Raw genomic sequence first — 14,517 nt, 5'->3', positions numbered from 1 at the left:
TTGCCATGATGGACGTACAAGAAATTCGTCAATACTTGCCGCACCGCTATCCTTTTCTTCTGGTTGATCGCGTTGTCGAACTGGAAGAGGGGAAATCAATCACGGGTTACAAGAATATCTCGATCAATGAAGAGGTGTTCAATGGCCACTTTCCCGAGATGCCGATTTTCCCCGGTGTCATGATTGTAGAGGCGCTGGCTCAGGTTTCCGGCATCCTCGGTTTTAAAACCCTGGGGCAGAAGCCGGAAGACGGCTATCTCTACCTGTTCGCCGGTATCGACAATGTGCGCTTCAAGCGTCAGGTAGTCCCGGGTGACCGACTGCAGCTGGAGTCTGTGGTGGTATCCGAGCGTCGCGGTATCTGGAAGTTTGCCGGTAAAGCCAGTGTTGATGGTGAGCTCGCGGCATCGGCCGATATTCTCTGCGCGGTCAAAAAGATCTGATCCGTCACTCAGGCAGAAATGAGTCACAATGATCAGGCTTCATTGTGACCAAATTGTTTTTTATGTTCGTCGGTTGGGGTTAGAGTATCGGCGCCAAAAGCGACGCCGGTACCCGCCTATAGTGGGCCAAGGGCCGCGGAGCGAAACCCCGAGCCGGTGAGGAGAAAGCCACAGAATGCAGACCAGAATTCACCCGACCGCGATCGTCGATGACTCGGCAACGATTGGTGAAGGGGTGCAAATTGGCCCCTATTCGATCGTGGGCCCAGACGTGGAAATTGGCGACGGCTGTGAAATCGCATCCCACGTGGTGCTCAGTGGGCCCACCAAGCTGGGCAAGAACAACCGCATCTACCAGTTTTCCTCTGTTGGCCAGGATACCCCCGACAAAAAGTACCAGGGGGAGCCTACAACGCTGGTGATTGGCGATAACAATGTGATTCGCGAAGGGGTCACCATCCACCGTGGAACCGTCCAGGATCGCGGTGAAACCACCATTGGCAATGACAATCTGCTGATGGCCTACGCCCATATCGGTCACGACAGTGTCATCGGTAATCACACCATCCTCGTAAACAATGTTGCCCTGGCGGGGCATGTGTATGTGCGCGACTGGGCCATTCTCAGTGGATATACCCTGGTACACCAGCACTGCACCATTGGTGAGCACGCCTTTACTGGTATGGGCGCGGGCATTGGCAAGGATGTGCCGGCTTATGTCATGGTTGCTGGCAACCCGGCCGAGGCCAAAACCATTAATGCCGAAGGGTTGCGCCGCCGGGGATTTTCCCGTGAAGAAATTGCGCTGATCAACAAGGCCTACAAAATTGTATACCGTCGCGGTCTGACCACAGACGAGGCGCTGGAATCTCTCGCGCAGTTGCGCCAGGAGTCTGCCGTCATTGAGCCCTGGATCGACTCTCTCAAGAACTCCGCGCGCGGTATCGTCCGCTAATTGCCGGTAGTGAGGTAACGCTGTGTCAAAGCAGGGATCAGTGCTGCGTGTCGGCATGCTCGCCGGCGAAGCGTCCGGTGATATTCTGGGGGCCGGGCTCATTGCCGCTCTTCAGAAGCGTTTCGATAAAGTCGAGGTAGTCGGCATCGCCGGGCCGCGGATGCAGGCGTTGGGCGCTGAGTCGCTGTTTCCAATGGACCGCCTTTCGGTGATGGGCCTGGTGGAGCCGCTGAAGCGGTTGCCGGAGCTGCTGAAGATTCGCCGTTCCCTGCGGCAATATTTCATTGCCAATCCGCCCGATGTTTTCATCGGCATTGATTCCCCGGATTTCAATCTCGGCCTCGAAGAATCCCTGCGCTCTGAGGGTATCCCTACGGTGCACTATGTCAGCCCTTCCGTGTGGGCCTGGCGCCAGGGGCGAATCAAGAAGATCGCGCGCGCTGTGGATCATATGCTCACGCTGCTGCCATTTGAGGCAGATTTTTATCGGGAACACGAGGTCCCGGTGACTTTTGTAGGGCACCCGCTGGCGGATGAAATACCGCTGGATGTGGATGTGGTCGCCGCCAAACGGGCACTGGGGTTTTCTCCGGACGACGAAGTCGTGGCGTTGCTTCCGGGCAGTCGCGGTGGTGAAGTGCGCTTGCTGGGCCCGCTGTTTTTGCAGGCCGCGCTGTGGTGCTCCCAGCGTCGCGGCAATCTGAAGTTTGTATTGCCGGCGGCCAGTGCCGAGCGCAAAGCGCAGCTGGAGCAACAGTTGTCGCAGTTACCGGGCATCGGGGATTTGCCCCTGACCCTGTTGGATGGCAACTCGCAGCAGGCGCTGGCCGCAGCAGATGCGGTACTGATTGCCTCCGGCACGGCCACCCTTGAAACCATGCTGATGAACAAGCCGATGGTGGTGGCCTACAAAATGGCCGCGCTGTCATATGCGATCTTTTCGCGGATGTTGCACACGCCTTGGGTTTCCCTGCCGAATCTGTTGGCCCAGAAAGAGCTGGTGCCGGAAATACTCCAGGATGACGCTACCCCCGAGGCATTGGGTGCTGCGATATTGAACTACTTCGATGACCCGCTTCTGGGGGACCGATTGCGCAGGGAGTTCAGTGAGCTGCACCAGGAATTGCGACGCGACGCTTCAGAAAAGGCCGCAGACGCAATCTGTAACCTGATTTCCCCTTAATTTTTCGAGCGATTTCTGTTCGCTCTTCCGATAAATATCCGGCCTGTCTCTCAATGAAAACCAAGTCTACTTTGCCTCCTTACGTCAGCCCTTACTCTGGTACTTTGCTCGCCGGTGTGGATGAGGTCGGCCGGGGTCCTCTGGCGGGGGATGTAGTTGCGGCCGCCGTGATACTGGACCCTGAAAACCCGGTGGCGGGCCTGGCCGATTCGAAAAAGCTGACAGAGAAGAAGCGCGAATTATTGTTTGATGAAATTCGGGAAAAGGCGCTGGCGTTTGCTGTTACCCGCGCAACCATAGAAGAGATCGACCAGCTCAACATTCTGCACGCCAGTCTGCTGGCCATGAAGCGGGCGGTGGAACAGTTATCCGTGCAGCCGGAATTCGTCCTCGTGGATGGCAACCGCAAGCCCAACTGGCACTATGCCTGCGATACGGTGGTCAAGGGGGATGATCGGGTCGCTGCGATTGCCGCAGCCTCGATTCTGGCCAAGGTCACGCGGGATCGGGAAATGGTCGCGCTGGACAAGGAGTACCCTGGGTACGGCCTCGCAGGGCACAAGGGTTATCCCACAAAGGTGCATATGGAGGCGCTGGAGCGCCTGGGGGCAAGCGATATTCATCGCAAGAGCTTTGGGCCAGTGCGCCGCCAGTTGGAGCTGATCTGACGGCGCTAGGAAAATGTTAGGAAGGCGACCGCGGACGGGCGATGATCAAGCTGTCGCCCAGGTTTAGCTGCCGGCCTTTTTAACCCGGGCGCTGGTGATCATCTTGTCGGACACTTCGACAATCTCGATCAGGTAGTCCTGGATATACAGGCTGATATTGCCTTCGGGGATACTCTCAAGGTGTTCCATGATCAGTCCGTTGAAGGTCTTGGGGCCGTCAGTGGGCAGCTCCCAATGCAGGGTGCGGTTGATTTCCCGAATGGAGGTGCCGCCATCCACCAGGTACCAGCCATCGTCCTGGGCGATGATCTCCTCGTCGTCACTGGGTACCGGGCTCGCGGTGAAATCCCCCACAATCTCTTCCAGCAGGTCTTCCAGGGTTACGATGCCCATGACCTCGCCGTATTCGTCGACCACCAATCCCATGCGTCGCTTTTTCTGCTGGAAGTTCATCAGCAGCGTGGGGAGTGGCGTGGCTTCCGGTACGAAGTAAGGTTCGTTCAAATGTGACTTGAGGGTCTCTGCGGTCAAGGTTTCCGGGCCATCGCGGAGTATCTGCGCCGCGCGCCGCAGGTGCAGAATACCGACGACCTGGTTGATGTCGCCGCGGTACACCGGCAGGCGGGTGAAGCTGCTTTCAGACAGTTGGTGCAGTATCTGTTCCGCGGAATTGTCCAGGTCGACGCCGATCACTTCATTGCGCGGAATCATGATGTCTTCCACCGTGGCCTGGTCCAGGTCCAGCACATTCAGCAGCATGCCTTTGTGCTTGGTGGGGAGCAGGGCACCGGATTCAAACACCACCGAGCGCAGCTCTTCCGGGGCAAGGTGTTCAGCCTCGGACTCTTTGCCCGCCTCAACGCCCACAAGGCGTGCCAGCCAGTTGGAGATGCTGCCCACCAGCCATACAAAGGGGGAGAGCAGCCACAGCAATGGTCGCAACACCAGGGTGGCGGGAAAGGCGATTTTTTCCGGGTGCAGTGCGGCGATGGTCTTCGGGGTTACTTCCGCGAAAATCAGAATGACCACAGTCAGAGCGGCGGTGGCATAAAACACGCCCGCTTCGCCGTAGAGCCGGGTAAATACAGCACCGGCGATGACCGACGCGAGAATATTGACCAGGTTGTTACCGATCAGGATAACGCCGATCAGCTTGTCCGGCCGTGACAGCAGCTCGACCGCGCGCTTGGCGCCGCGGTGGCCGGTCTTGGCCTGGTGGCGCAGGCGATAGCGATTCAGCGCCATCATGCTGGTTTCGGAGCTGGAGAAGAAAGCAGAAATAACTATCAGCAGGCCTATCAGAGCGAAGAGTAGGCCGGGAGGCAGGTCGTTCAAGGGGGAACTCTTTTTATTGGGGTAGGGCGATATTGGAACAGATCGCAAGAGGTCGCAAGTCGGGCGACCTCAGCGTTGCGGGAAAAATACTTCCAGCGCCAGTTTGCTGCCGAAAAACGCCAGCATCAGTATGGCAAAGGCCGACAGGGTCCAGCGAACCGCGGTGTTGCCGCGCCAGCCCTTTTTCCAGTGTCCCCATAGCAAGATGCTGTACAGGATCCACGCGAGTATCGACAGTGCCGTTTTGTGTACCAGGTGCTGCGCAAACAGGTCGTCCACAAACAGGGCGCCGGTGACCAGGGAGGCGGTCAGCAGCAGTTGCCCGAAAGCGACAAGCCCAAACAGCAGGCTCTCCATGGTCTGCAAGGGTGGCAATAGGCGACTGATGCCCGAGGGGCGGTGGTTATGTAGCTGCTGGTTGAGCCAGTAGAGATAGATGGCCTGCAGGGTTGCCAGTGTCAGCAGTGCATAGGCAGAAATCGAGAAGAGGGCGTGGGCGGCAATGCCCGGCGAAATCTGGGAGCGAGGGGTAGCTCCTGCCCAGGCGTGCACTGCCCCCAGCTCGGCCAGCGCCGCCAGCGGCGCTATGGCGAGAATCAACAGCGTGAGCTTGTGGCGTAAAGACAGGCATAGGAGTAGCAGGGCGACTGACCAGGTAATCAGCGACAGCATTGCCAGCAGATCGAAGCGGAAGCCATTGTCTGCCAGCAGGGTGAATTTGAGGGAAATGCCGTGTGCAATGACGGCAAAGGCAAACAGGCCCAGTAGCAGGGGCTGCCGCGCCGCTTGAGATTGGCGAGACAAGGCTGTGGCCGCTACTACTGTAGTGGCGATGTAGAGAGCGATTGCCATCCAGTGGGCCAGAGTCGCCATGGAAATAGATCCGTCGTGCATTATCTGTTTAATCCGGGCCGGCAGTGTGTCACAGCGCGCCTGTGCTGGAAAGCCCGGCTGGGCTATACTGCCGCGTTTTTGGAGCCCCCGGACTTTGCCGGGGCGCCGCAGCTGGCCGAATTTACGATTTGAGAAGGTGATATGTTCGATAACCTGAGCGACCGTTTGTCGTCTGCATTGAAGAAAGTCACGGGTAAGGCTCGTCTGACGGATGACAATATCCGCGACACCCTGCGCGAAGTGCGCAAGGCGCTGCTGGAGGCGGATGTGGCCCTGCCGGTAGTGAAGGACTTTGTCCAGCAGGTGCGCACTGCGGCAGTGGGGCAGAAGGTCAGCAAGGCGCTGAACCCCGGGCAGCAGTTCGTCAAAATCGTGCAGGATGAGCTGGTCAAGGTGATGGGCGAGGCGGCGACGCCGTTGAACCTGGCGGTGCAACCGCCCGCGGTGATCCTGATGGCGGGCCTGCAGGGTGCCGGTAAAACCACCAGTGTGGCCAAGCTCTCCAAATACCTGCAGGAGCGTGAAAAGAAAAAGGTAATGGTGGTCAGTGCGGACGTCTATCGGCCCGCGGCGATCAAACAGCTGGAAACCCTGGCGGGCGAGGTGGGCGCAATTTTCCATCCGTCGCAGCCGGACCAGAAGCCGGTGGATATCGCTCGTGGCGCCGTCGAGGCAGCGCGCAAACAGTTTGCCGATGTGTTGATCGTCGATACCGCGGGTCGCCTGCATATTGATGATGAGCTGATGGATGAGATTCGCGAACTCCACAGTGAGCTGAATCCGGCGGAAACCCTGTTCGTGATTGACGCCATGATCGGTCAGGACGCGGTAAATACCGCCAGCGCCTTTAATGACGCTCTGCCGCTCACCGGCGTAGTGCTGACCAAGGCGGACGGTGATGCCCGCGGTGGTGCCGCGCTGTCGGTGCGTCATGTGACCGGCAAGCCGATTAAATTCATTGGCGTCGGTGAAAAAACCGATGCCCTGGAAACCTTCCATCCGGATCGTATCGCCTCCCGGATCCTCGGCATGGGCGATATCCTCTCCTTGATTGAGCAGGCCGAGCAGACCATCGACAAGGCCAAGGCCGAAAAGCTGGTCAAGAAGGTGCAGAAGGGTAAGGGTTTCGATCTGGAGGATCTGCGCGACCAGCTGCAGCAGATGCAGAATATGGGTGGCCTCGGTGCCCTGATGGACAAGATGCCCGGCATGGGCGGCCTGGCGCAGGCGGCGCAACAGGCAGATATGGGCAAGGAGTTCCGCCGTATGGACGCCCTGATCGGTTCCATGACCCCGGAAGAGCGCCGCAACCCGGATATTCTCAGTGGTTCTCGCAAGCGCCGTATTACCGCGGGTTCCGGCACCCAGATCCAGGATCTGAATCGCCTGCTCAAGCAGCACAAGCAGATGGGCAAAATGATGAAAAAGCTCAAGGGTGGCGGCATGAGCAAAATGATGCGCGGTCTCGGCGGCCTGCCTGGTATGGGCGGTGGTGCCGGTGGTGCCGGTGGTATGGGTGGGCTGGGCGGTATGCCTGGTGGCCTGCCGCCGGGCTTCCGCAAGAAGTAACGGCGGGCTTTGGCTGGCGGCCTCGGTGGGATGGAATGTGCTGGTATCGGGCGGGGATATTCGCCGCTATACAAACCAGATTCCGTACATTAGAATACGCCGCCTTCCAGCAGGCCTTGGCCGCTGGACTATCGATTTTAAACCGATGATTTAAAAGCAGATTCCTGCAGTAGCGGGGTCTGAATTACCGCCGTGAGGCGGGATGTACCGGTCGCCCAGTGTGACTGGCAAGTGTTGAAACTACAGGATAGCTACATGGTAACCATTCGTTTGGCTCGTGGCGGTGCGAAGAAGCGCCCTTTTTATCACCTGACTGTGACTGACAGCCGCAAATCCCGCGACGGTCGTTTCATTGAGCGTGTTGGCTTCTTCAACCCGGTTGCCCGCGGTCAAGAAGAGCGTCTGCGCGTTGATCGCGAGCGCGTTGAGTTCTGGGTAGGTCAAGGCGCTCAGCTGTCTGATCGCGTCAGCAAGCTGCTGAAAGAATCTGCCTGATTCCTCTTTACCTGATTGTCTGAACTTTTGTCCGAACGCTGGGGTAGCTCCGTGACTGAACATTCGGTTGTTAGCGAAGATTTAGTCACCGTAGGGCGTATTACCGCGGTTTACGGGATCCGTGGCTGGTTGAAGGTGCACTCCTTTACCGAGCCCATGGAAAACATTCTGCAGTTTTCCCAGTGGTGGCTGCAGGACGCAAAGTTAGCCGGTCAGTGGCAGTCTCTCGATATCGATGGCGGCAAGCGCCACGGCAAAGGCCTCATCGTACATATCAAGGGAGTGGATGACCGCGACATCGCGGCCCAGTTCTGCCAGAGAGATATCGCCGTTGTCCGCAGCGAAATGCCGCAGCTGGATGAAGGCGAGTACTACTGGCACCAGTTGCAGGGGCTGCAGGTGGTGAGCCAGTTTGAAGGTCGCGAACATCGCTTCGGCGAGGTGGTGCGGCTGATGGAGACCGGAGCCAACGACGTAATGGTGGTTCGCGGTGGGGAAGATGGGCGCGAGCGCCTGATTCCATACCTGCCTGGCGAATTCATTACTGAGGTGGATCTGGAAGCCGGCGTAATTACCGTCGATTGGGACCCGGAGTTCTGATGGCGGCCAAGCGCGTGGCGCTGGTGAGTATCTTTCCGGAGATGTTCGCCGCACTGACCGACTACGGTATCAGTGGGCGGGCGGTGAAAGATGGCTTGCTTGAAGTGCGCTGCTGGAATCCCCGGGATTTTACCAGCGACAGGCATCGCACCGTGGACGACCGCCCCTATGGTGGTGGTCCGGGCATGGTGATGTTGCCGGAACCGCTATCGCAGGCACTTACCGAGGCGCGCAGCTGGGCCGGTGAGACCGGTCCAGTAAGATCCATTTACCTGTCCCCCCAGGGGCGGCAGTTGGATCAGGGCGGTGTGGAGCATTTGTCCGAGAGTGGGAACCTGGTCTTACTGGCCGGCCGCTACGAAGGGGTGGATGAGCGCATCGTCGAGTCGCTGATCGATGAGGAATGGTCGATAGGTGATTATGTACTGAGCGGCGGTGAGTTGGCGGCGATGGTGATGGTAGATGCGATCACCCGCTTGATACCCGGCGCTCTGGGGCACGACCAGTCTGCGGTGGAGGACTCCTTCGCTCAGGGATTGCTGGACTGCCCGCATTACACGCGCCCTGAAGATTATCGGGGCAAAAAGGTTCCGGAGGTTTTGCTTTCCGGAAACCACGAAAGAATACGCCGCTGGCGTCTCAAGCAAGCCTTGGGGCGCACGCAACAGCGCCGGCCTGATCTGCTTGAAAAGCTGGCGCTGAGCCCGGAGCAGGCAAAACTGCTGGACGAGTTCCTGCAGGAATTGCCGCCGGGAGAGCAGAATTAATATCGAATTCGCCGGGAGGCGTGAGTAATTCGGTGATCTAGCCGTGAGGCTACACAAAACCCTTTTGGAGAACTCCAAATGACCAACAAAATCATCCAGCAGCTGGAAAATGAACAGCTGAAAGCCGAAATGCCTGAGTTTGCCCCGGGCGACACCATTGTCGTTCAGGTAAAGGTAAAAGAAGGTAACCGCGAGCGTCTGCAGGCGTTTGAAGGTGTGGTAATTGGCAAGCGCAATCGCGGCCTGAACTCCTCTTTCACCGTGCGCAAAATCTCTCACGGCGTTGGCGTAGAGCGTACTTTCCAGACCCACAGCCCGCTGGTAGACAGCCTGACTGTTAAGCGTCGTGGTGACGTTCGTCAAGCCAAACTGTACTACCTGCGCAACCTGACTGGTAAAGCAGCGCGTATTAAAGAAAAACTCGGCTGAGTTTGTCTTTCGCGAAAAAAACCGGAGCTTGTCTCCGGTTTTTTTATGTCCTGAGATAATAAGCTGAAGGCGCGGGTTTTCGGCGGGTGTGATTAAATCGCAATATGAAAAGTTCCCAGGACTCAGTACTTCCACAGGAGGCCCAGCAGCAAATCGCTGCCTGGCTAGATTTGCTGTGGGCGGAGCAGGGCATCAGCGATCATACCCGTGCAGCTTACGGGCGGGACCTGAAAGCGTTCGCGGCATTTTGTGAGGAGGTCGGCAAGCCTCTGTGTCAGGTTGCGCGGGAGGACATACTGGATTACCTGGGGCAGCGCCATGCCGGCGGCCATTCGGCCCGCTCCAGTGCCAGGGCCCTCGCGGCAATGCGCAGCTTCTACCGGCACTGTTTGCGCCAGAGGTTGATTGAGCATGACCCGGTGGCCCTGATTGATAACCCCAAGTTGCCCAAGCCATTACCCAAGTCGTTGTCTGAGGCGGATGTGGAGGCGCTGCTGGCGGCGCCGGATACCGAGGTGGCTATCGGTCTGCGCGACCGGGCGATGCTCGAGCTGCTCTATGCCTGCGGGCTCAGGGTCAGTGAGCTGGTGGAATTGCGTATCTCACAGCTCAACTTGCGTCAGGGGGTGGTGCGGGTATTTGGCAAGGGGCGCAAGGAGCGGTTAGTGCCCATGGGGCGGGCTGCCGAGCGCTGGTTGCAGCGCTATTTGACGGTGGCGCGTCCGGAGTTGCTGGCAATGGGAGAGAGTGATGCCTGTTTTCCCGGCCGCGGTGGCAACCCGATGACCCGTCAGACCTTCTGGTATCGAATCAAGCATTGGGCGCAGGTGGCGGCGATTGATAAGCCGCTGTCACCGCATACGCTGCGCCACGCATTTGCGACACATCTGCTGAATCATGGTGCCGATTTGCGGGTGGTCCAGCTGCTGCTAGGGCATTCGGATCTTTCCACTACCCAGATCTATACGGCGGTGGCACAGGCGCGGCTGCAGTCCCTTCATGGGGAGCATCATCCACGTGGTTGAAGGTCGAGGCTGAAGGTCGAGGCTGAAGGTCGAGATTGAAGGCTGGCTGCGGGCATCTTTGTCCGCGAGGGAGACTTTTCGGTCGCGCTGGGGTTGCCGCTGGTCGAGAAAGTGGGGCGTGTCGGTGGTTTTGCGATCCCGGGTGTAGTAAAACGCGTCGTGTACTGCTCGGCAACATTGGTTTGGTGCCATACTGGGCTGGAACCGCGGGCCGCAGGGGCGGTCCAAAATAAAACGTTAATCCCTAGCCGCGAACACTGGCAGTAACAACGACGAATTATCTGGAGCGAATCGAACATGACCTTTCTTGCCAAGCCTCTGACTGCGCTCGTTGCTGCCGCCTCACTCCTGCTGGGGCAGGGGGCTGTTGCAGCAGTGGATGACGCTGTTGCCAAACAGATTAAGGCCAAGCTCTCCGCCGGAAACCCCCAGGCGAAATTTGGGGATGTGCGTGAAAGCCCGATGCCGGGGCTTTACGAGGTGGAAGTGAACGGCGGGAATGTATTGTTTGTGTCCAAAGACGGCGGTCACTTCATCGCTGGAGACCTGTTCGAGGTCAAGCCGGAGCAGGTGGTAAATATCTCCGAGCAGCGCCGCGGACGTGCCCGCGCTGCGGTCATGGATCAGCAAGACCTGGACGATATGATCGTCTACTCCCCGAAAGGTAAGGCTAAAGCCCATATCTACGTCTTTACCGATGTGGACTGTGGTTACTGCCAGAAACTGCACAATGACGTGCCTGAGCTGAATCGGCGCGGTATTGAAGTGCGCTACCTGGCGTTTCCCCGTGCGGGCCTGAATTCCGTAGGTTATCGCAAGATAGCGACCGCTTGGTGTGCGGACGACCCCAACAAAACCCTCACCGATCTGAAAAACCGTAAAAACGTACCCATCAAAGTGTGTAACGACAACCCGGTTGCGGCGCAGTACAAGCTGGGGAACGAGGCAATTGATGTGCGCGGGACCCCGACCATTGTGATGGAAGACGGTACTGTGGTTCCCGGTTATCTGCCGCCGGATACGCTGGTCAAGGCGTTGGGTATCTGATACCGGACTAGTGGAGCTCTTGGGGGCTTCCCCGGTCGCATGAGAAAAGGTCGGCTCTGCCGGCCTTTTTTATGCTCCGGGTTTGAGGATGGTTGCAGGTTTCTTGATCAGCCTGCGCAATTTTATTGACAATTTCCCCCCTGTCTCAGTAAGGTTGTCGACCTTTTTATGATTTATACGCCAGATATTGCGCTGCGATCTTTCGCAGCCATGCGCGGAGGGAAGTTGTGAGCGCATTCGCCGATGAAGCCACCAAGGTCTCAGAAAATTCTTTAGCTGCGGGTTCCGTACCGGCAGTGCGTATCGGTATTTGCGGTCTCGGGACCGTGGGTAGCGGTACCGTCAATGTTATGGCGCGCAATTGCGAAGAAATTGCCGCCCGTTGTGGCCGTCCGGTGGAGATCGTTCAGATTGGAGCCCGGCGTGATAACCCGGCCAGTGATACCAGCCGCCTGAACATCACTCGTGAGATTTTTGATGTCGCCAACAATCCCGATGTGGATGTGCTGGTTGAGCTGATCGGTGGCACTACGGTTGCCCGTGAGTTGGTATTAACGGCTATCGCCAATGGCAAGCATGTGGTTACCGCCAATAAGGCGCTGATTGCCGAGCACGGCAATGAACTGTTTGCGGCCGCTGCTGAGCGCGGCGTAACCATCGCTTACGAGGCGGCCGTGGCGGGTGGTATCCCGATTATCAAATCCCTGCGAGAGGGGTTGGTCGGCAACCGTATTCAGTGGTTGGCAGGCATCATCAACGGTACCGGCAACTATATCCTGACCGAAATGCGCGAAAAGGGCCGTAGCTTTGAAGAAGCGCTGGCCCAGGCCCAGGCCCTGGGCTATGCCGAGGCCGACCCGACCTTTGATGTGGAGGGTATCGACGCGGCGCATAAACTGGTGATCATGGCTTCTCTGGCCTTTGGCATGCCGCTGGCATTCGACAAGGTGTATACCGAGGGCATCAGCGGTGTTGCCAAAGAGGACATTCGTTATGCGGATGAGCTGGGATATCGCATCAAGCATCTGGGGATTGCCCGCCGTACCAACGACGGGGTGGAGCTGCGGGTGCACCCGACCCTGATCCCTCAGCGTCGCCTGATCGCCAACGTGAATGGCGTGATGAACGCGGTGCTGGTAAATGGCGATGCCGTCGGTCCAACCTTGTATTACGGCGCCGGCGCCGGCGCCGAGGCAACGGCGTCTGCCGTGATCGCAGACATTGTGGATGTAGCGCGCACCCTGCATGTGCGACCGGACCAGCGAGTGCCGCTGGCGGGTGTGACCCAGGATAGCCAGGGTGGTCTCGATGATGTGTTGCCCATGGGTGATACCGAAACCAGTTATTACATGCGTATTTCCGCGTTCGATAAACCGGGTGTCATGTCCCAGGTGGCGAAGATCTGCAGCGACCAAGGGATCAGTATCGAAGCGCTGATTCAGCATGAGCCGGCGGAAGACGAAGAGCTGGTACCGGTGGTCTTGCTGACCAGTCGGGCTAGAGAGTCACAGCTGCAAGAGGCGGTGAACCAGATCGAGGCCCTGGACAGTATCCAGGGGCCGGTAGTCCGCATCCGTGTAGAGCCTTTGGGCTGACCAGAAGACCTCGGGCGGGTGTGCCGTGCGCACCCGCCGCCTTCCCATTTTTAGCTAAATAGCCATAACGAAATCCAATCACTGTGAAATTTATCAGCACCCGCGGCCGTGCGCCGTCTCTCAGTTTTGCCGATACCGTACTGGCCGGCCTCGCCAGTGACGGCGGCCTTTACGTACCGGAAAAGCTTCCCCAGTTTAGTCGCGAAGAAATTGCCGAAATGGCGGGCCTGGATTACCAGGAATTGGCGTTCCGCATTATGTGGCCCTTCGTTTCGGAAGATCTGAGTGAAGAGGAGATGCGCGGTATTATCGAGCGCGCCTATGCCAATTTCCGCCACGATGCCATTGCGCCGCTGGTGCAGACCGGGCACAACGAGTGGGTAATGGAGCTGTTCCAAGGGCCGACCCTGGCGTTCAAGGACTTTGCCCTGCAGTTCCTCGGGCAGCTGTTTGACCTGTTGCTGAAAAAGCGTGGGGAAAAGGTCGTGGTATTGGGGGCAACCTCTGGTGATACCGGCTCTGCCGCCATCGAGGGTTGCCGTCACTGCGAAAACATCGACATCTTTATCCTGCATCCGCATAACCGGGTTTCGGAAGTGCAGCGCAAGCAGATGACCACGGTGCTGTCGGACAACGTGTTCAATATTGCTCTGGAAGGAAATTTCGATGACTGCCAGAACATGGTCAAAGCCAGTTTCGCCGACCAGTCCTTCCTGCCGGATGGGCGCCGTCTGGTGGCGGTCAACTCGATCAACTGGGCGCGGATCATGGCCCAGATCGTCTATTACTTCCACGCGGCGTTGAGCCTCGGCGGCCCCCATCGCCCGGTGAACTTCTCAGTGCCCACCGGTAATTTTGGGGATATATTTGCCGGTTACCTGGCGCGTGGTATGGGGCTGCCCATTAACCAGCTGGTGATTGCCACCAACGCCAACGATATTCTGCACCGCTGTATCAGCGCCAACGACCACTCGCCCCAGCCGCTGGTACACAGCCTGTCGCCGAGTATGGATATCATGGTGTCGAGCAACTTCGAGCGCCTGTTGTTCGACCTTTACGGCCGCGATGGCGCTGCGGTGGCCGAGCTGTTGGCCGATCGCACCGCACCCCTGAAACTTGATGACAAGATTCTCGACAATGCGCGGAAGCTGTTTGCCTCCGAGCGCGTTGATGATGAGCGCACTGTCGAAGTCATTCGCGAAGTATTTGCATCCACCGAGTATCTGCTCGACCCACACACCGCCATCGGCGTTGAAGCTGCACGCCGCGCGCGTAAATCCAAGGCGGAGCCCATGGTGTGCCTGGCTACAGCGCACCCCGCCAAATTCAGCGATGCGGTGGACAAGGCCTTGCCGGGCACCCAGGTGCCGCTGCCGCACCATATGCAGGACCTGATGCAGCGGGAAGAGCGGTTACAAGTGCTGGATAACGACCTGTCTGCAATACACGATTTTATTGCCCGCACACTGGGTTGAGTAAAGGCCGCCGGACGGTAGAATGACGTTTTGCCAC

The 14,517-nt window shown here is 58.2% G+C and carries 15 protein-coding genes; 13 read left to right on the top strand and 2 right to left on the bottom strand.

Annotation, left to right across the window (positions count from 1 at the left end; translation table 11 throughout):
* Positions 1-5: 5 nt before the first annotated feature.
* The 4 genes from fabZ to rnhB all read left to right on the top strand — a co-directional run bounded on the left by fabZ (position 6) and on the right by rnhB (position 3,249).
* Positions 6-443, top strand: a complete 438-nt coding sequence (fabZ, locus tag M0G74_RS00165; RefSeq protein ID WP_160153044.1) for a 3-hydroxyacyl-ACP dehydratase FabZ — start codon at positions 6-8, stop codon at positions 441-443.
* Positions 444-618: 175 nt separating this feature from the next.
* Positions 619-1,398 carry an acyl-ACP--UDP-N-acetylglucosamine O-acyltransferase gene (lpxA, locus tag M0G74_RS00160; protein WP_160153045.1) on the top strand — a complete coding sequence of 260 codons (780 nt, stop codon included), beginning with the start codon at positions 619-621 and terminating at the stop codon, positions 1,396-1,398.
* A 55-nt stretch (positions 1,399-1,453) separates the two neighbouring features.
* Entirely contained in the window at positions 1,454-2,581 is a 1,128-nt protein-coding gene (lpxB, locus tag M0G74_RS00155) for a lipid-A-disaccharide synthase (protein ID WP_160154895.1), read from the top strand.
* A 53-nt stretch (positions 2,582-2,634) separates the two neighbouring features.
* Positions 2,635-3,249, top strand: coding sequence for a ribonuclease HII (gene rnhB, locus M0G74_RS00150; protein ID WP_248213213.1), 615 nt, complete (start codon positions 2,635-2,637; stop codon positions 3,247-3,249).
* 63 nt (positions 3,250-3,312) lie between these two features.
* Here rnhB and M0G74_RS00145 read toward each other — a convergent pair whose 3' ends face one another.
* Together M0G74_RS00145 and ccsA are read right to left on the bottom strand one after the other, a co-directional pair.
* The gene (locus M0G74_RS00145) at positions 3,313-4,584 is read right to left on the bottom strand and encodes an HlyC/CorC family transporter (RefSeq protein WP_160153047.1); all 1,272 of its coding nucleotides are present in this window, start codon (positions 4,582-4,584) and stop codon (positions 3,313-3,315) included.
* Positions 4,585-4,653: 69 nt separating this feature from the next.
* On the bottom strand, positions 4,654-5,478 hold the full coding sequence (ccsA, locus tag M0G74_RS00140) for a cytochrome c biogenesis protein CcsA (RefSeq protein ID WP_248213211.1): 825 nt from the start codon (positions 5,476-5,478) through the stop codon (positions 4,654-4,656).
* Positions 5,479-5,619: 141 nt separating this feature from the next.
* On the opposite strand from ccsA, the gene ffh reads away from it, so the two are divergent.
* The 9 genes from ffh to thrC all read left to right on the top strand — a co-directional run bounded on the left by ffh (position 5,620) and on the right by thrC (position 14,480).
* The gene (ffh, locus tag M0G74_RS00135) at positions 5,620-7,047 is read left to right on the top strand and encodes a signal recognition particle protein (protein WP_248213209.1); all 1,428 of its coding nucleotides are present in this window, start codon (positions 5,620-5,622) and stop codon (positions 7,045-7,047) included.
* A 255-nt stretch (positions 7,048-7,302) separates the two neighbouring features.
* A complete protein-coding gene (gene rpsP / locus M0G74_RS00130) occupies positions 7,303-7,542 on the top strand; it encodes a 30S ribosomal protein S16 (RefSeq protein ID WP_160153049.1) in 240 nt (79 codons plus the stop codon).
* Positions 7,543-7,593: 51 nt separating this feature from the next.
* Positions 7,594-8,142: a ribosome maturation factor RimM gene (rimM, locus tag M0G74_RS00125; RefSeq protein ID WP_248213207.1), complete on the top strand. Its 549-nt coding sequence runs from the start codon at positions 7,594-7,596 to the stop codon at positions 8,140-8,142.
* Positions 8,142-8,909: a tRNA (guanosine(37)-N1)-methyltransferase TrmD gene (trmD, locus tag M0G74_RS00120; RefSeq protein WP_160153051.1), complete on the top strand. Its 768-nt coding sequence runs from the start codon at positions 8,142-8,144 to the stop codon at positions 8,907-8,909. Before rimM ends, trmD begins: the two co-directional genes overlap by 1 nt.
* 78 nt (positions 8,910-8,987) lie before the next feature.
* A complete protein-coding gene (gene rplS / locus M0G74_RS00115) occupies positions 8,988-9,338 on the top strand; it encodes a 50S ribosomal protein L19 (RefSeq protein ID WP_160153052.1) in 351 nt (116 codons plus the stop codon).
* Positions 9,339-9,442: 104 nt separating this feature from the next.
* Entirely contained in the window at positions 9,443-10,363 is a 921-nt protein-coding gene (gene xerD / locus M0G74_RS00110; protein WP_248213193.1) for a site-specific tyrosine recombinase XerD, read from the top strand.
* A gap of 297 nt (positions 10,364-10,660) precedes the next feature.
* Positions 10,661-11,410: a DsbC family protein gene (locus M0G74_RS00105; RefSeq protein ID WP_160153054.1), complete on the top strand. Its 750-nt coding sequence runs from the start codon at positions 10,661-10,663 to the stop codon at positions 11,408-11,410.
* Positions 11,411-11,637: 227 nt separating this feature from the next.
* The gene (locus tag M0G74_RS00100) at positions 11,638-13,005 is read left to right on the top strand and encodes a homoserine dehydrogenase (protein WP_248213191.1); all 1,368 of its coding nucleotides are present in this window, start codon (positions 11,638-11,640) and stop codon (positions 13,003-13,005) included.
* An 83-nt stretch (positions 13,006-13,088) separates the two neighbouring features.
* Positions 13,089-14,480, top strand: coding sequence for a threonine synthase (thrC, locus tag M0G74_RS00095; RefSeq protein ID WP_248213189.1), 1,392 nt, complete (start codon positions 13,089-13,091; stop codon positions 14,478-14,480).
* Positions 14,481-14,517: the final 37 nt, after the last annotated feature.

The organism is Microbulbifer sp. CAU 1566, from assembly GCF_023156515.1.
GTDB lineage: Bacteria > Pseudomonadota > Gammaproteobacteria > Pseudomonadales > Cellvibrionaceae > Microbulbifer.
This window is presented reverse-complemented; position numbering and strand designations above follow the sequence as displayed.